The sequence below is a fragment of the Thiohalomonas denitrificans genome (assembly GCF_016841685.1).
In the GTDB taxonomy this organism is placed as follows: Bacteria; Pseudomonadota; Gammaproteobacteria; order Thiohalomonadales; family Thiohalomonadaceae; genus Thiohalomonas; species Thiohalomonas denitrificans_A.
This window is the reverse complement of record NZ_JAENYR010000034.1, coordinates 1-17,289: the sequence shown is the minus strand read 5'-3', so window position 1 is coordinate 17,289 and position 17,289 is coordinate 1. Positions and strand designations below refer to the sequence as shown.

15 protein-coding genes are annotated in these 17,289 nt (G+C 58.1%); 3 read left to right on the top strand and 12 right to left on the bottom strand.

Going from position 1 to position 17,289, the window contains the following annotated elements:
* Positions 1–13 precede the first annotated feature (13 nt).
* The 9 genes from Q7L05_RS09110 to rpe form a co-directional block, all read right to left on the bottom strand.
* On the bottom strand, positions 14–1,147 hold the full coding sequence (locus Q7L05_RS09110; RefSeq protein WP_303905155.1) for a DegT/DnrJ/EryC1/StrS family aminotransferase: 1,134 nt from the start codon (positions 1,145–1,147) through the stop codon (positions 14–16).
* Positions 1,148–1,209: 62 nt separating this feature from the next.
* Positions 1,210–2,277, bottom strand: coding sequence for a glycerol-3-phosphate dehydrogenase/oxidase (locus Q7L05_RS09105; protein ID WP_303905153.1), 1,068 nt, complete (start codon positions 2,275–2,277; stop codon positions 1,210–1,212).
* Entirely contained in the window at positions 2,274–2,837 is a 564-nt protein-coding gene (locus Q7L05_RS09100) for an acyltransferase (RefSeq protein WP_303905150.1), read from the bottom strand. The genes Q7L05_RS09105 and Q7L05_RS09100 overlap by 4 nt, the downstream gene beginning before the upstream one ends.
* A 9-nt stretch (positions 2,838–2,846) precedes the next feature.
* On the bottom strand, positions 2,847–3,899 hold the full coding sequence (locus Q7L05_RS09095; RefSeq protein WP_303905144.1) for a Gfo/Idh/MocA family protein: 1,053 nt from the start codon (positions 3,897–3,899) through the stop codon (positions 2,847–2,849).
* 114 nt (positions 3,900–4,013) lie between these two features.
* Positions 4,014–5,957 (bottom strand): polysaccharide biosynthesis protein, encoded by a 1,944-nt coding sequence (locus Q7L05_RS09090; protein WP_303905142.1) that lies wholly within the window; start codon positions 5,955–5,957, stop codon positions 4,014–4,016.
* A 101-nt stretch (positions 5,958–6,058) separates the two neighbouring features.
* Positions 6,059–8,257, bottom strand: a complete 2,199-nt coding sequence (locus Q7L05_RS09085; protein WP_303905140.1) for a polysaccharide biosynthesis tyrosine autokinase — start codon at positions 8,255–8,257, stop codon at positions 6,059–6,061.
* Positions 8,258–9,035: 778 nt separating this feature from the next.
* The gene (trpE, locus tag Q7L05_RS09080) at positions 9,036–10,508 is read right to left on the bottom strand and encodes an anthranilate synthase component I (RefSeq protein ID WP_303905137.1); all 1,473 of its coding nucleotides are present in this window, start codon (positions 10,506–10,508) and stop codon (positions 9,036–9,038) included.
* Positions 10,509–10,714: 206 nt separating this feature from the next.
* Entirely contained in the window at positions 10,715–11,383 is a 669-nt protein-coding gene (locus Q7L05_RS09075; protein ID WP_303905134.1) for a phosphoglycolate phosphatase, read from the bottom strand.
* A 122-nt stretch (positions 11,384–11,505) separates the two neighbouring features.
* Positions 11,506–12,198: a ribulose-phosphate 3-epimerase gene (rpe, locus tag Q7L05_RS09070; RefSeq protein ID WP_303905131.1), complete on the bottom strand. Its 693-nt coding sequence runs from the start codon at positions 12,196–12,198 to the stop codon at positions 11,506–11,508.
* A gap of 239 nt (positions 12,199–12,437) precedes the next feature.
* Here rpe and Q7L05_RS09065 point away from each other — a divergent pair, with 239 nt between their 5' ends.
* A complete protein-coding gene (locus tag Q7L05_RS09065; protein WP_303905128.1) occupies positions 12,438–12,893 on the top strand; it encodes a CopD family protein in 456 nt (151 codons plus the stop codon).
* 501 nt (positions 12,894–13,394) lie between these two features.
* Here the strand turns inward: Q7L05_RS09065 and Q7L05_RS09060 are convergent.
* Together Q7L05_RS09060 and Q7L05_RS09055 are read right to left on the bottom strand one after the other, a co-directional pair.
* Positions 13,395–13,604, bottom strand: coding sequence for an Lrp/AsnC ligand binding domain-containing protein (locus Q7L05_RS09060; protein ID WP_303905202.1), 210 nt, complete (start codon positions 13,602–13,604; stop codon positions 13,395–13,397).
* Between the two features lie 141 nt (positions 13,605–13,745).
* Positions 13,746–14,027, bottom strand: coding sequence for an Lrp/AsnC family transcriptional regulator (locus tag Q7L05_RS09055; RefSeq protein ID WP_303905125.1), 282 nt, complete (start codon positions 14,025–14,027; stop codon positions 13,746–13,748).
* A gap of 156 nt (positions 14,028–14,183) precedes the next feature.
* On the opposite strand from Q7L05_RS09055, the gene Q7L05_RS09050 reads away from it, so the two are divergent.
* Positions 14,184–15,566, top strand: coding sequence for an alanine/glycine:cation symporter family protein (locus Q7L05_RS09050; protein ID WP_303905123.1), 1,383 nt, complete (start codon positions 14,184–14,186; stop codon positions 15,564–15,566).
* Positions 15,567–15,596: 30 nt separating this feature from the next.
* On the opposite strand, the gene djlA is transcribed toward Q7L05_RS09050, so the two are convergent.
* Positions 15,597–16,403, bottom strand: a complete 807-nt coding sequence (gene djlA / locus Q7L05_RS09045; RefSeq protein ID WP_303905121.1) for a co-chaperone DjlA — start codon at positions 16,401–16,403, stop codon at positions 15,597–15,599.
* Positions 16,404–16,540: 137 nt separating this feature from the next.
* Here djlA and Q7L05_RS09040 point away from each other — a divergent pair, with 137 nt between their 5' ends.
* Positions 16,541–17,182 carry a 2OG-Fe(II) oxygenase gene (locus Q7L05_RS09040; protein ID WP_303905118.1) on the top strand — a complete coding sequence of 214 codons (642 nt, stop codon included), beginning with the start codon at positions 16,541–16,543 and terminating at the stop codon, positions 17,180–17,182.
* Positions 17,183–17,289 lie beyond the last annotated feature (107 nt).

Sequence of the window (17,289 nt, the reverse complement as noted above, 5' to 3'; positions counted from 1 at the left end):
TTCCGCGTTGACCCTAGGCAGCCGAAGCCGAAACGGCGGCATACAGCGCCTGAACAACTGCATTTTGTTCATCGTCGGCCAGGTTCGGGTGCATGGGCAGGCTCAGTACACGGCTTGCCGCATACTCGGTTTCAGGAAAAGCTGCGGGATCGAGGCCCAAGCGGGAGAATGCCGGCTGTCGGTAGAGAGCGAGGGGATAGTGCACCGCTGTTGGGACACCAGCCAGCTTCAGCTGCTCGGCAATGCCATCACGATCCTCCACCTGTATCGTGTATTGTGCATACACACTGCTGTTGTGCGGCTCGAGGTAAGGCGCAGTTACGCCACGTACAGCTGCCAGTTGCCGCCCGTATTCCGCCCCGATTCGTGCCCGGTTCACCACTTCTTGCGGGAAGATTTCGAGTTTTTCCAGCAGGATCGCGGCCTGGATCGTATCCATGCGCCCGTTGATGCCGATCATCGGATGGTGATAGCGCCGATCCTGCCCATGCACCCGGATCTCCCGCATCGCCTTTGCGAGTTCATCTTCGTCGGTGAACAGCGCCCCGCTATCTCCATAGCCCCCTAACGGCTTGCTCGGAAAAAAGCTCGTTGAACCGACGGTGGACAGCCCACAGGACTTACGTCCCTTGTAAGTGGCTCCGAAGGATTGTGCACCGTCCTCTATCACCGGGAGTCCGTATCGGGCAGCGATAGCATTGATGGTGTCAAAATCGGCGCACTGGCCATAGAGACTGACAGGCATAATGGCCCGGGTCTTCGAGGTGATCCTCGTCTCTATTTTCTCCGGATCGATGTTATAGGTGCGGGAGTCTATGTCGACGAAGACAGGCGTGGCACCCAGCAAGGCAATTACCTCACCGGTCGCAATGAAGGTAAATGGAGTCGTGATCACTTCATCGCCCGGACCGATGCCCAACGCCATCATGGCAATGAGCAGTGAATCGGTACCACTGGACACGGCAACACAGTGCTTTACGCCTGCATATTCGGCCAAGCGCGCTTCGAGTTCGGCCACTTCCGGCCCCATGATGTACCGGCCGTGGTCCAGCACTCGCCGGATGCGCGCCTCCAATCGGGGGCGAATGCTCTTTTGCTGGGATTCAAGATCGATAAATTGCATCGGCTCTTCCTGAGAATTATCCATTTTCCTTCATCCCGTTTCCGTCTGCACAAAGATGCAGAGAAAACAGGAGACACGATGTAAAGTTACCCACTCATGGCTGCGGCGCGGGATGCCAGTGCCCTTGATGCCGTCCATTTGCCCCCGAAAACAGTGATTACCCTATCTGATTGCTCGAAAGCGGATTCCCGGCTGGTACTGCCGGCATCCCGTGCGGCCTGCACTAGCGGCCGCAATCCTGCGAAATGCGTTTTAATGTTTTCTTTGCCGATGTTGCGATGCAGATAGCGCCGGCAGAATCCGATCAGGTATGAAGTCTCCTCCGCAGAACACTCGACCGGCTCGTCCAGCCGCTGGGCCACTTCCGTGGTCCCCACCAGGGTATGGCCTTGATACGGAAGGATGAATGCCACCCGGCGCTGCCCCGGTACTTCAAGAATTGCGCCATGAGCGATCGGAAAATCGAAAACCAGATGACTTCCCCTTACAAGGCGGAGTCGAACGCTGCTTTCGATACCGCTGCGGGTCAGTAACTGCTCTGCCCAGGGACCGGTGACGTTGTACACCAGATCATAGCGCTCCCAATCGCCACTGGCGCTCACCTGACCCGATCTCGTCACCCTTTCAACAGCGGTTTTTTCCCGGATCGAGACTCCCGCTTCACTGGCCCGTTCCGCAGCCCACAAGCCGAGCGCCCGATCGTCCATCTGCCCGTCAAAAAACCGATAGCCGCCAACAAGTCCTTCCGGTTTCAACTCCGGGAGCAAGGCCAGTAGCTCAGACGGCGTCAACTTTTTGTGTCGACCCAGGCAAGCTTTTCCGGCAAGTCCGTCATAGATCGTCAATCCGATCTTCATCTTTAAAGCCGATCGGCTGCTCTTTCGATAAATCGGCAACAGGATCGGCAGCGGGCGTGCCAGATGTGGCGCCTGCTCTATCCACCAGGCCCGTTCCGCCAGCGCTTCGCGCACCAGGGAAAACCGACCATGCTCCAGATAACGCAAACCCCCGTGCAGCAACTTGGTTGAGGCACTACTGGTGGCCGACATGAGCGTGCCCTTTTCAAACAACTGGACGGCATGCCCCTTTTTCGCCAGTTCCCAGGCCGTCATTACACCGTTAATGCCACCGCCAATTACTGCGACCCGTTTCATAAAGGGCGACACGCCTCCTCGTCGATCGCATACGCCTGGCCGCACGCGTTGCAGGAGACCTGGCCCTCATTGGGCAACCGCACACCGCACTGGCACATCCAGCCAACCCGAACAGCGGGATTTCCCACAAGAAGTGCGTAATCAGGCACGTCCTTCGTTACCACTGCGCCGGCACCGATGAAGGCGTACTTCCCGATGGTATGCCCACAGATGATGGTCGCATTCGCCCCGATGGTGGCACCGGTTCGCACGAGGGTATTCTGGTACTCCAGTTTTCTGGCCACGTGAGAGCGTGGGTTTACCACATTGGTAAACACCATGCTGGGCCCGCAAAACACGTGATCCTCGAGGTGCACCTCGTCGTAGATGGAAACATTGTTTTGCACCTTTACACTGTTTCCGATCGTTACCCTGTTGCCTACGAAGACGTTCTGTCCCAGTGAACAGTCACGACCAATATGTGCCCCGGCGCAGACGTGTACCCAGTGCCAAATCCGCGTCTGCTCGCCGATGGTTGCACCCTCATCGACAATGGCGGTCGCATGTACACTAAACGTCATGGCTCACCTTCAATACTCCAGTGGGAGTGAAACCGTGCGTCCGTCGCGGGCAGAGAGATAGGCGGCAATCAGCACCTCCAGCGACTTCAATCCCTCGCGTCCGTCAGTATCCGGCTCCGCCTCTCCGCGCATTACGTCGATGACATTCTTGTAGTAGCCCGGATGCCCAAAGCCGTAGACCGATGTGGTTTCGTAGTTTGCTGCCTGTACCTGGCTGTCGTACTCCCGCTCATCGGCAAACTGCCAATGCTGGATCTCGTTCACGGCGACCCCACCCACGCGCACGGTTCCCTTTTCACCGAGTATCGTTATCGAACCCTCGAAGTTTTTGGGATAGGTAAGCATCGTCACACACATGGACCCAAGCGACCCGCTGCGCCAGCGCACGTTGAGAACCCCGCTGGTCTCGACCTCGATATCACGGTCAAGGGTGCCGTTCATCGCCTGAATGCTGTCCACGGGACCGATCAGCCAATCGAGTAAGTCCACATAGTGGCTCGCCTGATTCATGAAAGCGCCGCCGTCGAGTTCCCAGGTCCCGCGCCACTTGGCCGAATCGTAGTACTCCTGGGGCCGATTCCAGAATACGTTGATATGGACCATATAGATCTTTCCGAAGCGTTTTTCGGTTACGGCCTGCTTCAACAATTGAAGGGTGGTGTTCTTTCTGTTCTGCTTCACAACGAAAAGTCGCACACCCTCCTGATCACAGGCCCGAACCATACGCAGGCCGTCTTGCCACCGTGTGGCCATCGGTTTTTCGGTGAGTACATTCACCCCATGTTGCGCAGCTCGAACGGCTTGGTCGGGATGGAGCCCGCTCGGGGTACAAAGCGCCACCAGGTCGAGTGTTTCATTGTTCAGCATCGCTTCTATATTGGTGTAGCCAGGCACTTTGTACTTGTCGATGTGGTTTGCAAGAACGTCCTCGTCAACATCACAAACGGAGACCAGATCCATATCATCCCGGTGTACATCAATCGAATCGAGATGGTTTCGTGAAATCCGTCCGCATCCCACGATCCCGATACGTAGTTTTCGTCCGTTGATTCTTGTTCCCATTTCAAGCCCGTCCTTGGGTTAGATCTTGTGTAGAGGCCCTGGCCGGGAGTCCTTGGCCAACTTCCCGGAGTGAAACCCTCCTAGCAAGCTATATCCGACTCCCTGCTGTAGGTTCTAGTCAATACCATTACCCGCTGCAAGCGAGCGATCGCGATCGCTTGCGTATTCCTGCTCCACCCTGCACTGTGAGCAAACGCCTTCTCCGGGGGTATAGTCGGGAACGCAAGCCTTCAGAATGTCGATCACCTCTTCAATCCTGTTCTCATCGGCTGCCCGCCATAGCTGATGCAGATATTCCCCAATCTCATTCCAGGAAATGCACTCTTCGTGCGCGCGCATGATCTTCGGATGCTCCGTGACATACGCATCACTCCCAACCAGGAGTTCTTCGTACAGCTTTTCACCCGGGCGGAGCCCCGTAAACGCAATAGCGATATCCCCGTTTTGGTTGTTGTCGGTTTTTTCGGTGAACCCCATCAGGTGAATCATTTTCTTGGCCAGATCGAGAATCTTTACCGGTTCGCCCATATCCAGAAGAAACACGTCTCCTCCGTGTGACATGGCGCTGGCCTGCAGCACCAGTTGTGCGGCTTCCGGCACTGTCATGAAATACCGGATCACTTCCGGATGCGTCACGGTTACCGGGCCACCTCTGCGAATTTGCTCTTTGAAATGGGGTACCACCGAGCCGGAGCTGCCGAGCACGTTGCCAAAACGCACTATGCAGAGTGCGGTCTTGTTCTCTCCTTGCCGTTCCCGCTCCTGAATTGCCTGTACCACCAGTTCAGACATGCGCTTGGTCGCCCCCATCAAGTTTGTCGGCCTGACGGCTTTATCCGTTGAGACCAGCACAAATGTGGCAGCCTGTGCAGCCACGGCAGCTTCGGCGACATTCCATGTCCCGATCACATTATTGAGCACTCCCTCCGAGATGTTTTCTTCCAGCATCGGAACGTGCTTGTATGCCGCGGCATGAAAGACAAGATCAATCCCGTAGTCGAACATGACAACCGCGAGGCGTTGGCTATCCCTTACCGACCCCAGCACCGCATGAATGGCGACCTTTTCTACCGCAGATTTATTCGCCTCTCTCAGCTCTTTTTCGATGGTATACAGCGCATATTCCGACATTTCATAAAGCACAATACGAACCGGGTTGAGTTCCATGATTTTCCGGCAAAGCTCGGAGCCGATGGTTCCACCGGCTCCCGTTACCATTACGTTTCTTCTGTTGGCTGAACTGTTCAGCAGCGCCGTTTTCGCCTCGACCGGCTCTCGCTCAAGCAAGTCCTCCAGGTCAATATCCCGCAGTTCATCGACGCGGGCCAAACCAACGACCAGTTCACCCAAGTGAGGCACGGTGCGGATCCGGACGGGAAGAAATTCAAGACGGCGGAGTATCTGCTGTCTCTGTTGTCGGCTGGCCGACGGCAGGGCAAGGAAGATCTCGTGCAATCCCCTTTGCTGGACAACGGTCTGAATATGGTGGGTACTGAATACTGGCGTCCCATCGATAACAACTCCATCCAAAGACGGCTCGTCATCAAAAAACGCCTTTACGTGACATTGGCTTCCGCTGTTGATAGCAGCAGCGAGTTGCCGACCTGCATCACCCGCACCGTAAATTCCTACGGCTTTTGCTTTCCTGGCCTTCCTTTGGCGGTAGTACGCCCTAATCGCGAAGCGGCTTCCACCAACATAAATCAGCGCCACTGCCCAGAAAATGATAAAGATGGCCGGATCGGCTTCCAATTGAAGTAGCCACGCCAAACCAAACAGGAGCAGTGCGGATGCGGTGACGCCCTGGATGATAACAAAGGCAGCCTGCTGTCCGATGTAGCGCGTAACCGCCCGATAGAGTCCCAAACGGATAAAAGGGATCACGCTTGCTACCACTGACAAAACCAAAAGCCACTTCCTGTCGGCAGTAAGGTCCGGCGGAACCGTTCCGGATCGAAGTGCAAACGTACCCCACAACAAGACAGGAATGAGCCACATATCGACAATCAATAGAGGGGCGCGCTTCGCGCTCCTTGATAATGTCTGCGGCAGTTTCATATGGCGTCCTTGCTATTTATAGAAGGCGCCCGTAGCGGAACGCCCTAAAACCACTTTGACTAGAGCCCTACCTGTACGGTCGTCATCAAGACCCCCGGAGATCAGCTGGCATACTGGTGATAGTAGCGCACGTAGTAGGAATTCTTGGTTGATACATCGTTGACGATAAATCCGTCGATATTCAGATCACTCTGCTGGAATCCTCGCATCGCTGCCCTAATTTCCCCCATGGGGTGCTGTCCCGAGCGCAGAACCATCAGGTTCAAATCAGAGCGTCGCGCGATAACCACCGCATCCGTCACCGCAAGTGTTGGTGGGCTATCGATAATAATCATGTCGTAGTGCTGCCGCAGCCGTTCAAGGAGTGCGGCAAAACGCTCGCTGAGTAGCAATTCGGAGGGGTTTGGAGGCACTTCACCACAAGGTAGAATATGCAGTCCTGGTTGTTTGGTTTTGTGAATCACATCTCCGAGCAGGAGTTTTTGACTCAGCACCCCAGAGAGCCCGTATCCACGCTGAATCGCAAACGCATCATGCAGGTGACCCTTGCGCATGTCGGCATCGATCAGCAAGGTGCGTTTGCCACTGTCGGCCAGAACTACGGCAAGATTGGAAGCCACGAACGATTTGCCGATATTCGGAGCTGGACCGGTGATGGCAACAATCGGATTTTTGACATGCTGGGCAGCAAAATAGACGTTGGTTCGGAGACTTCGCAGGGCTTCCACCGTCGGACTATCCCTATCGAGGAGTGCGAGGAGCCGCTCCCTGCCTTTGTATTTTCTCGACTTCTCCAGTTTGGCCTGACTGGTGCTGTGCAGTATGGAGGCATACACCGGAAGACTGAGGCTTTTTTCAACAACCTCGGGATCGTCGATGCCCTGGCGAAAACCATTCCTTAGCACGACGCCAAAGATCCCGAGTGTTGTCCCGAGAACAGCGCCCAGCGCAAGCATCAGTGATGGCTTTGGTTTTGTCGGCTCTATCGGAAGGTCGGCAGGATCGATCACCCGCGCATTGGTCACTGTGCCCGCGCGCATCACGCGCATTTCCTGTGCCCTGTTCAGCAAAAGCAGATAGAGTTCATTAGCGACTGTTACATCACGTTCCAATCGGATGGATTTTTCCTGCTCGTCGGGCAACTTGCGCATTTCTGCATTCAGGCTGGCACGTTCTTTTTCCAGCGATCGGATTTGTTGGTTGATTTCGCTGAACAGGGGGTGCTCCGGCGTAAATTTGTTCTCAATGTCATCACGCCTTATCTTCAATCCCGAAAGCTGTGTTTCCAGAGACGTTGCACGGTCAAGCAAGGCTTCCGCTTCCAGCGTAACGTTCACACTGCCTACACTGGAACGGTAATCATTCAGGCGGTTTTCAGATTCCGTCAGATTTTTTCTCAACGCAGGCAGGTGTTTGTTGAGCACCTCCAGGGTCTTTTCGGCTTCCTGGGATCGACGTGCAACATTGTGCTGAAGATAGGCACTGGTGATGGTGGTGAGAATACGTTGCAGCAATTCGGGATTGGGTCCTTCCAGGGCCAGCTTTATAATTCCCGTTTCCTCTCCCTGTTGCGATACATGCAGTGCGTCGCGCAGGTTGTTGACCGCATGCCAACGGTTGCGTTTGGTTACCGCAAAATGTGCCCCTTGATGTGCCGTTAATTTGGAAACGAGGATTTGCAACTTTGAATCCGCATCACCGACATCCCGACTTGCCAATTCTCCTACTCGCCCGTCCACGAGTTTTTCACCCGATTCATCATAGAGCTCGAACGAATCATCTCCCATCGAAACCAGGGACAAGCGCTGATCGGTCAGGTATTCAGGGACCTCCAGCCGATCGACGACAATTTCCTCTTCTCCCCATGCATAAGGCTTCAGATACTCCCAGACAGCGGGTGACTCCCGCACAGGTAGACCCATCTTCGCTAACGTTCTGCCAGCAACCGGCAGGTATGTTGGCTCGGCAACGATCACAAGATTCAGTTCGTCTACCGCTGCACCCACCACCGACCGGGAACGGAACAGCTGCATCTCGGCTTCTACCGGAGTGTCGCCTGCAGAAATCGAAGAAAGCTCCCGGCTCCTTTCGGAATCAGCTTGCGCCGGGTCTATCTGGATGAGGACATCGCTTTGATAGATTGGGCGTGCAGTGAACGTATAGAGCCCGACCACGGCCAGGACGAGCAGCGCAATACCGAACACAACGTGTTTCGCGCGCCAGAGCTCAACAACATACTCCCTCAAATCGACAACGTTTTCGCTTGCGTTGAATAGCGGGCTTTGTTTGAAGTCACTCATCTTACCTTCCGTTGGCGCGTGAATGATTTAAGAGGATATCGGCAGCGACAAAGCTGCCCGCCCATGCGTCATACCCGGGCGGATTGGCATCTTCGAGTCTAGTCGAGCCAGGCATCTGGTTGAAAGCAGGCGCCCGGTCGGACTGCATGTCACATGCGAGTCAGTATAGTGCCATTGTGGGTTCGTGCCTTCAGATTACCCAACGCAGACGTCCATGCTTGAGTTCGGCTAAAGGAGGAGCCATCCTCCGCCGTCCCTGTAATTGCAAGGTCGTTGCGTTAGCTAATCAGTAGCGGATAACCCCGCTAATTTCCAGGGCCAACCTTGAAATTCCCCGGTTGCTGTGGCGCCCGCGATCCGGGTCGCCTTCGGGCCAACGGCTGTCCAAATCTGCTCCCGACGAATTGTGCTCTGCTTAGGCCACTCCTGCGCATCCCTGCACTCGCGGCATTCGTGCATCCCTGCACATCAAAGGACGCACTGGTGATGTAGGTCGGGCTTTAGCCCGTCGCAACCGGATGACGGCCTGGAAGGCCGGCCGACAGGCATCCGGCGGGCCGGCGCACGATTAAAGCACCGCAACGCACCTTGCCTTGTTCCATTAGGGGAACTCTGAGCGCCACACTATTCCCGCATGGACTACTAGGAGCCTGTCCGAGAATAGCGATGGGCTCCAAAATGTGGGTTGGCGCGCTGAGGAACGAAGCCCAACAAAATCAGCGTTGGGGTTCGCATAACTCACCCCAACCTACAAAAAACGATGTTCTCGGACAGGCTCCTAGGTCAGCCCCGCCTCCGCCATGGCGACGGCGCGAAAGATGGCGCGACCCTTGTTCATGGTCTCTTCCCACTCTTTGGCGGGGATGGAGTCGTAGACGATGCCGGCGCCGGCCTGAATGTGCAGGGTTTCGTCCTTGATGACCGCGGTGCGGATGGCGATGGCGGTGTCCATGTTGCCGTTCCAGCCGAGATAACCGACGGCGCCGGAGTAGACGCCGCGCTTGACCGGCTCCAGTTCATCGATGATCTCCATGGCACGGATCTTGGGCGCGCCGGATACGGTGCCGGCGGGGAAGGTGGCACGCAGGGCATCCATGGCGGTGAGGCCGTCCCGCAGGTCCGCCACGACGTTGGAGACAATGTGCATCACGTGGGAGTAGCGCTCGATGACCATTTTATCGGTCAATTGCACCGAGCCGGTCTCGGCGATGCGGCCGACGTCGTTGCGCCCCAGGTCGATGAGCATCAGGTGCTCGGCGAGCTCCTTGGGATCGTTAAGCAGGTCCTGCTCCAACGCCCGGTCTTCCTCTTCGCTCTTGCCGCGCGGGCGGGTGCCGGCGATGGGCCGCACGGTCACCTTCCCATCTTCCGCGCGAACCAGAATCTCCGGCGAAGAGCCGACGACCTGAAATCCCTCGAGATCGAGATAGTACATGTAAGGCGAGGGATTGAGGCTGCGGAGGGCGCGATAGAGGTCCAGCGGTCGGGCGTGGTAGGGGATCGAGAGCCGCTGTGAGAGCACCACCTGCATGATATCGCCGGCGGCGATATACTCCCTGGCCCGCGCAACCGCGGCCTCGAAACCCTCTTGCGTAAAGCCGGAGACGAAATCCTTTTCGGTCACTTCCGTCGAGATGCCCGACCGCTGCACGGGCGTGATGGCCCGCATGCGTTCGACTAGCCGGTCCAGACGCTGCTGCGCCCGCTCCAGCGCCCCGCCGGCGGTTGGGTCGGCGTGGACGATGACGTAGAGCTTGCCCGATAGATTGTCGAATACGACCACCTCATCGGAAACCATCAGCAGGATGTCGGGATTGCCCAGTGGGTCCGGGTTGGGACTGTCCCCAAGGCGTGGCTCGACATAACGCACCGTGTCGTAGCCAAAATAACCCACCAGACCGCCGGTGAAGCGGGGCAATCCGGGCACCTCTGCCATGTGGTAGCGGCCCTGGAATTCATCAATCCAGGCGAGCGGATCTTCGGCCGTGACCTGCTCGATCCGCCGGCCGCCCTCCTCCACCACGATGTCGTGGCCGAACACCTTGAGGATGGTACGACACGGCAGGCCGATGATGGAGTAGCGGCCCCACTTCTCCCCGCTCTGAACCGACTCGAACAGATAGGTATAGGGTGCATCGGCCAGCTTCAGATAGGTGGAGAGTGGCGTGTCGAGGTCGGCGAGGACCTCGCGCATCACCGGAATTCGGTTGTAGCCCTCAGCGGCAAGCCGGGCGAAGTATTCGGGTGTCATGGCATTCCCCTGTCAGATAAAAAGGCGATCGGCGGCGGACAGCGTTCTAACTGCGCCATCGTTTCCCGGGACATGCCTTTTTCATCTTCGGGGTTGTTGCCATTGTTCCTGTTTCCGTTGGTTATCAACCACGGGGAGCACGGGAGACACGGGGTTTGGGTAAAGAGTGTTCCCGGTGCACCCCGTGTTCCCCGTGGTTCAGAAATTTAGTCTTCCAGCACCTGCGGGAGCTCCGCCAGGGAGTCGACCACGGCGTCCGGGTTTGCCTCGCGGATATCGTGGCCGTGATTGTAGCCGTAGGTCACGGCGATTACCGAAAACCCGGCGTTGCGGGCGGCTTCCACGTCGTGCATGGAGTCGCCAATCATTAATGAAGCCTCTTCAGGAACTTTAAAGAAATCAGCAGCATGCCGCAAGGGAGCGGGGTCGGGCTTCTTTTGCGGCAGGGTATCGCCACTGACCACGATGCCGAAGCAGTCGTAGATGCCAAGCTCCCGCAGAAGCGGCTCGGTAAAGCGCGCCGCCTTGTTAGTCACACACCCGAGGGCGATACCTTTCGATTGCAGATAGTCAAGCCCCTCACGCACGCCGGGGTAGAGCCGGCTGCGGGCACTGGTATTCTCTGCATAAAGCCCCATGAAGATCGGCAGTGCCTGTTCAAGCAGCACCGGCTCCGGCTCGTCATGCAGCGAATCGGTCAGTGCTCGTTTAACGAACCGCTCTACACCATTGCCCACCCAGTTGCGCGCACGCTGTTCGCCACGCACCGGGAGACCCAATGTTTTGTTCATCTCGTCGGCACAGAAGGCCAAATCCGGCACGCTGTCCACCAGGGTGCCGTCAAGATCAATCAGGGCCATCCGGGGCTGTTTCATTTTTTCACACCTGCCGCAGAAACCAGGAGCGTAGGAGCGGCGGAAGCCGCGATGGCGTCGGGATGCCCTTTCGCGGCTTCCGCCGCTCCTACGGGGATCGCCTCTGCGGCAATCCGTTTTTGTTACTTGCCAGCCTTGGCCAGCTCGGTGCGGAGGGTCTCCAGGATCGAGTCGTATTTATTCGGATCGGAGGCCTCGGCCTTGCCGAAGATGCCCGAGCCGGCAACAAAAGTGTCGGCGCCCGCGGCGGCGATCTCGCGAATATTGTCCGCCTTAACGCCGCCATCAACTTCCAGACGGATGTCGCGGCCGCTTGCCTCGATGCGCTTGCGCGCCTCACGCAGCTTGTCCAGCGTCGCCGGAATGAAGCTCTGGCCTCCGAAGCCGGGGTTCACGGACATGAGCAGGATCATGTCGACCTTGTCCATCACGTAATCCAGATAGGAGAGCGGAGTCGCCGGGTTGAACACCAGACCCGCCTTGCAGCCTTCGTTATGGATGAGCTGCAGGGTGCGATCAACGTGCTCGGAGGCCTCCGGGTGGAAGGTGATGTAGGTGGCGCCGGCTGCCGCGAAGTCGGGAATGATCCGGTCCACCGGCTTAACCATCAGGTGCACATCGACTGGGGCGGTGATACCGTAATCGCGCAACGCCTGGCATACCAGCGGGCCGATAGTCAGGTTGGGGACATAGTGGTTGTCCATGACGTCGAAGTGCACGATATCGGCACCGGAATCGAGGACATTCTTGACCTCGTCGCCCAGCCGGGCAAAATCCGCCGACAGGATCGAGGGAGCAATCAAATAGTCCGCCATAGTTCTTTGCCTCTGATTATGTCCGTTCCGCGCCCACATTAGCGAAGCGCCCGAAAAAAGAACCAGGAATTTTACCCGCTGTCCCCGCCTAATGCGACTCGGGACAGGAGAGAAGAGGGCGAACTCACCCTAACCTATTGATTTTCACCTGCTTCGATCCCATACCGGATGCTTGTGACTGCATTTTTCCGGCTGAAACGACAGCATACCATCGACACATTCCAACAGGAGAAGACCCCATGAGCATTATGCTCGCACTGCACGTCCTGGCCGTTATCGTTTGGGTGGGCGGGATGTTTTTTGCCCATCAGGTCCTGCGCCCGGTGGCCGCGGTGGAGCTCGATCCACCCGAAAGACAGATAGTATGGAATGGCGTATTCCGACGTTTCTTCGCCTGGGTTTGGGCGGCTGTCATCCTGATACTGGTCACCGGATACTGGCTCATTTTCGCCGTCTATGGCGGAATGGCCAACGTCGGCTTATACGTCCATCTCATGAACGGCATCGGTCTGCTGATGATCGCGCTTTTCGCCTTTCTGTTTTTTGTCCCGTACCGTGGTTTCAGGCAGGCAGTGGCCGAGCGCCGCTGGCCCGACGGCAAGCGCCACCTGGACCGCATTCGCACGATTGTCGGCACCAATCTTGTGCTGGGATTAATCACGGCTGCGATAGGCAGTGGCGGACGCTTGTTCTAGGCGGGAACGTAACTGCTCGCCCGGGTGATCACGCACGGCCCGGGAAATCCGTCATCCCCGCGTAGGCGCGCGTAGGCGGGGATCCAGCGTTAGACGAGCTGTCTTCTTTCGAGCGGTGGCCGTCATCCCCGCGTAGGCGCGTAGGCGGGGATCCAAGACGGCTCCTTCACGCTGCTGCTGAGTCAGGACGATCATCCCCGCGTAGGCGGGGATCCAGGACGGCTCCTTCACGCTGCCGCTGAGTCGGGACCGTCATCGCAGGGATCCATTTTGAGCCATGCTTCTGTGCTCTGGATTCCCGCCTACGCGGGAATGACGCGGGAATAACGCGGGAATAACGCGGGAATAACGCGGGAATAACGCGGGAATAACGCAGGAATGACGCAGGGATGACGCAGGGATGACGGGAAAAGGTTAGGATAAAGGGGTCTAAAATCAGTAACTCACCTTATCGAGCCCCTCCTGCCCTCTCCCTCGGAAGAGGGCATTTTTCAACAGTTGCTAAGGCCCGAGTCCGCCTGAATAGAGCGGGTCCACGTCCCGTCGAGTAAAGGTCCGTTCGGTAGCCAGGGTATCGGCCTCGTGCACCCCGGATACCTTCAGCATGTGCTTGGTCACGAGGTTGTCCACACCCTCGGCCGAGGTGGCTTTAATGAGCGCGACCAGGTCGTAGATGCCTGCAACGGCATGGACCTGATCGACCCCCGGCAGTCGCGAAATATGGCATCGATGCGATTCTGGTCCACCTTCAGCAATACGACTGCGTTTTTCATGGCGAGCCTCCTTGTGACGTCCTTTTCAAAGGATAGACGCCAGCTGTCGGTCAAATGCCCCTGCCTTTCCGGGCGCTCTCTACTCGTCCATGCCAATGGAAAACATGGTTTCGAGGTCGTGCCGGGACTGGGTGCGGAAGGCGGGCATGGTTTCTGTTTCGATAATGCCGTCGACCTTGAGCATATGATTGGTCACCACGTCGGCCATGGCTTCATTGCTGCGGACGCGAATCATCACCACCAGGTCATAACGGCCTCCCACGGAGTAGACCTCGCTGATACCCTCAATCTCCGCCAGTTCGGCGGCCACATCATTGACTCGCGTGCGCTCCGCCTTGACCAGTACGATTGCCGTAACCATGTTTTCTCACTCTCCAGTTTGATGTTCATAGACTGGGATATTCACCGCAAAGACGCAAAGGGCTTGCCTGCACGCGGCAGCTGGTGCCCTGCTGCAACTGGTGACATCCAGCTGCTGTGTTAAGGTGGCAGGGGGTCCCAAAGCACGCCATTACCGATGGAATCACTGGAAAACGCCCTGGTCGCATTCGCCGGGTTTGTCTGGGGCATGCCGCTGGTTGTTCTGCTGGTCGGGGGCGGCGTGTTCTTTCTGCTCTACTCCCGCCTGCTGCCCTACCGGCACTTTCGGCACGCCATCGCCATCCTGCGCGGCCGCTACGACGACACCGGCGACCCGGGTCACATCGTACACTTCCAGGCACTCACCACCGCCCTCTCCGGCACCCTCGGGATGGGCAACATTGCCGGGGTTGCAGTGGCAATCACCATGGGAGGGCCGGGCGCCATCTTCTGGATGTGGATCACAGCCGTGGTCGGGATCGCGACCAAGTTCTTCACCGCCTCGCTGGCCATTATGTACCGGGGTCGGGACAGTCTCGGCCACCTCCAGGGTGGTCCCATGTATGTGGTCCGCGAGGGGCTAGGGCGGCGCTGGCTGCCACTGGCGGGGCTGTTCGCATTCGCGGGGCTGTTCGGGACACTGCCGGTCTTTCAGGTCAATCAGCTGGTGCAGATCGTCCGCGAGGTGGTGGCGATACCGAACGGCTGGACCTCCGAGGCGGACCACTTCGGCTTTGACCTCACCCTCGGGGCGCTGATCGCAGCGGTGGTGCTCGCCGTGATTCTGGGGAACATCCAGCGGGTGGGGAGGGTCACCTCACGGCTGGTGCCCGCAATGGTGCTGTTCTACCTGGCCCTGACGGTATGGGTGCTCTTCGATTATGCCGGCGCGATTCCCGGTGCCTTTGCGCTGATCCTGGAGGATGCCTTCAGCGGCCAGTCGGTGGCGGGCGGTGCGGTTGGGACGGTGATCCTGATGGGGGTACGGCGCGGTGCCTTTTCCAACGAGGCGGGCATCGGCACCGAGTCCATGGCCCACGGCGCCGCGAAGACCAATGAGCCGATCCGCGAGGGGCTGGTGGCGATGCTGGGGCCGGTCATCGATACCCTGATCGTCTGCACCTGCACTGCACTGGCGATTCTTACCACCGGTGTCTGGCAGGGTAGCGAGGCAAACGGCGTGAGTCTCACGGCCAGCGCCTTCGAACATGCCCTTCCAGGGACTGGCGCGTATCTGCTGACCATCATGGTGCTGTTCCTGTCGCTCTCGACCATATTCAGCTTCTGGTACTACGGCAGCAAATGCCTGGGCTTTCTGGCGGGTGCCCAGCGCCAGCACCACTACGTCTGGATCTATACGGGACTGGTGCTGCTCGGTGCGGTGGGATCGCTCGAACTGGTGATCAGCCTGATCGACGGCATGTACGGATTGATGGCTATTCCGACCATGACCTCTGCCCTGTTACTTGCGCCCAGGGTCAGGGCCGCCACAGCAGACTATTTTGCCCGCCATCCCAGAGAGAGGAGAGCCCTCGATTGATGACACGCAGTTGCAGATCCAACCACTGCTTCAACGGGTACCCCTCGTCTCCTTGATCATTTCGTAGGCGTTTTTTATCTCCTGCGTCTTTTCGGTGGCGATCTTCATCATCTCTTCCGGCAGCCCGCGAGAGACCAGCTTGTCCGGATGGTGCTGGCTCATCAGGCGACGGTAGGCGCGTTTAATCTCGGCATCGGATGCCTCGGCTTTGACGCCCAGCACCTCATACGCCTCTTTTAAGAGGTCCTTGCGAGGCGCCCGTCCCATTCCACCGGCGGCACCGGGGCCCCGCCCGGTGAAATCACGGGCAGCCCGCGTCATGGCGTCGAGATGCGAGAATTCGGCCCGTGAAAAGCCCAGCAACCGGAAGATCTCGATCAACAATTCCCGTTCCGCGGCATGCAGTGCACCGTCGGCATAGGCGGCCTGAAGCTGGATCTCGAGGAACATGCGCATCAGCGTGGAGCGACGCCCGACCACTGACCGGAACTGTTCCAGCACACCTTCCAGGTCGAAATCATCCTCCTTGCCCTGCCGGAACAGATCGATGGCCACCTTCTTCTGTTCGGGCTGCAGCGCCATCTGCTGCATCACCGCCTGGGCGAAACTGATCTCCTGCCTGCTGACCCGGCCATCGGCCTTGGCGAGGCGCCCCATGACGGAAAACGTCGCCGTAAAGAATGCCATCTGGATCTGTTCACGATCCATGGTCTGACCGGTGACCAGCTTCAGTCCCTTGTCGAACTGATGCCCCACCACGGTGCCCAGCAGCGCACCCAGAGGGCCGCCAAGGGCAAAACCAAAGGCCGTGCCGAGCACCTTACCCCACCAACTCATCGAATTCTCCGCCGTTCGGATCGTAACCGGCCCATGGTAGCGCGCCGCTGGCGCCGGCGCGAGATGCATGGAAAACGATTCTTCCGGTTACAGCGGGGTCAAAAGCGGGTATATATCGGCCATCCTTCAAGGAGAAGTTGGACGATGAACGGTTGGGCGACGACTTGGACCTGATTGAACCCTGTCAGGCGGTAGTGGATGCCCTGGCGGGTCGGGGGTGGGGCGCCTTTCCCGGTTTCATGGAGCCTGAAGAGGTGCGGGAACTGGCGAGGGAGTGCCGCACCCTGTGGGACGCCGGAGGCTTTCGCCATGCCGGAGTCGGGCGGGGCGAGCTCCTTCATGTCAACGCTGATGTGCGCACGGATCACATCATGTGGCTCGATCCTGAACTCGCCACCCCGGCCCAGCTTCGCTGGCATGAGCGCATGGAGAAGCTAAGGCTGGCCATCAACCGCGACCTCTATCTTGGACTCGCCGACTACGAGGGACACTTCGCGATCTATCCGCCTGGCAGTTTCTACAGGCGTCACCGGGACCAGTTCAGGGAGAACGGGCTGCGCACCATCACTACCATTCTCTACCTCAACAAGGAGTGGAGATTGGAGGATGGGGGCCAGCTACGCCTCTATCTGCAGTCCGGCGAAGAGAGCCCCTACGTCGACATCCTGCCCGAGGCCGGTACCCTGGTCAGCTTCCTCTCGGGCCCGTTCCTCCACGAAGTCCTCCCGGCCGGACGCCAACGAATGAGCCTGACCGGGTGGTACCGAAAGCGGATGTAGGGAGCTACTGCGCGGATATCCTTTGCTTCGAAAAGATATTTACACCGCCGAGGAATGAGGGCGCAGAGTCTCCTGGAGATTGCCCCGACTTGTCATTACGAGGAGCC

Coding starts and splice junctions, on each gene's coding strand:
- Q7L05_RS09110 (WP_303905155.1), bottom strand. CDS start 1,147: ATGGATAATTCTCAGGAAGAGCCGATGCAATTTATCGATCTTGAATCC.
- Q7L05_RS09105 (WP_303905153.1), bottom strand. CDS start 2,277: ATGAAACGGGTCGCAGTAATTGGCGGTGGCATTAACGGTGTAATGACG.
- Q7L05_RS09100 (WP_303905150.1), bottom strand. CDS start 2,837: ATGACGTTTAGTGTACATGCGACCGCCATTGTCGATGAGGGTGCAACC.
- Q7L05_RS09095 (WP_303905144.1), bottom strand. CDS start 3,899: ATGGGAACAAGAATCAACGGACGAAAACTACGTATCGGGATCGTGGGA.
- Q7L05_RS09090 (WP_303905142.1), bottom strand. CDS start 5,957: ATGAAACTGCCGCAGACATTATCAAGGAGCGCGAAGCGCGCCCCTCTA.
- Q7L05_RS09085 (WP_303905140.1), bottom strand. CDS start 8,257: ATGAGTGACTTCAAACAAAGCCCGCTATTCAACGCAAGCGAAAACGTT.
- trpE (WP_303905137.1), bottom strand. CDS start 10,508: ATGACACCCGAATACTTCGCCCGGCTTGCCGCTGAGGGCTACAACCGA.
- Q7L05_RS09075 (WP_303905134.1), bottom strand. CDS start 11,383: ATGAAACAGCCCCGGATGGCCCTGATTGATCTTGACGGCACCCTGGTG.
- rpe (WP_303905131.1), bottom strand. CDS start 12,198: ATGGCGGACTATTTGATTGCTCCCTCGATCCTGTCGGCGGATTTTGCC.
- Q7L05_RS09065 (WP_303905128.1), top strand. CDS start 12,438: ATGAGCATTATGCTCGCACTGCACGTCCTGGCCGTTATCGTTTGGGTG.
- Q7L05_RS09055 (WP_303905125.1), bottom strand. CDS start 14,027: ATGGTTACGGCAATCGTACTGGTCAAGGCGGAGCGCACGCGAGTCAAT.
- Q7L05_RS09050 (WP_303905123.1), top strand. CDS start 14,184: ATGGAATCACTGGAAAACGCCCTGGTCGCATTCGCCGGGTTTGTCTGG.
- djlA (WP_303905121.1), bottom strand. CDS start 16,403: ATGAGTTGGTGGGGTAAGGTGCTCGGCACGGCCTTTGGTTTTGCCCTT.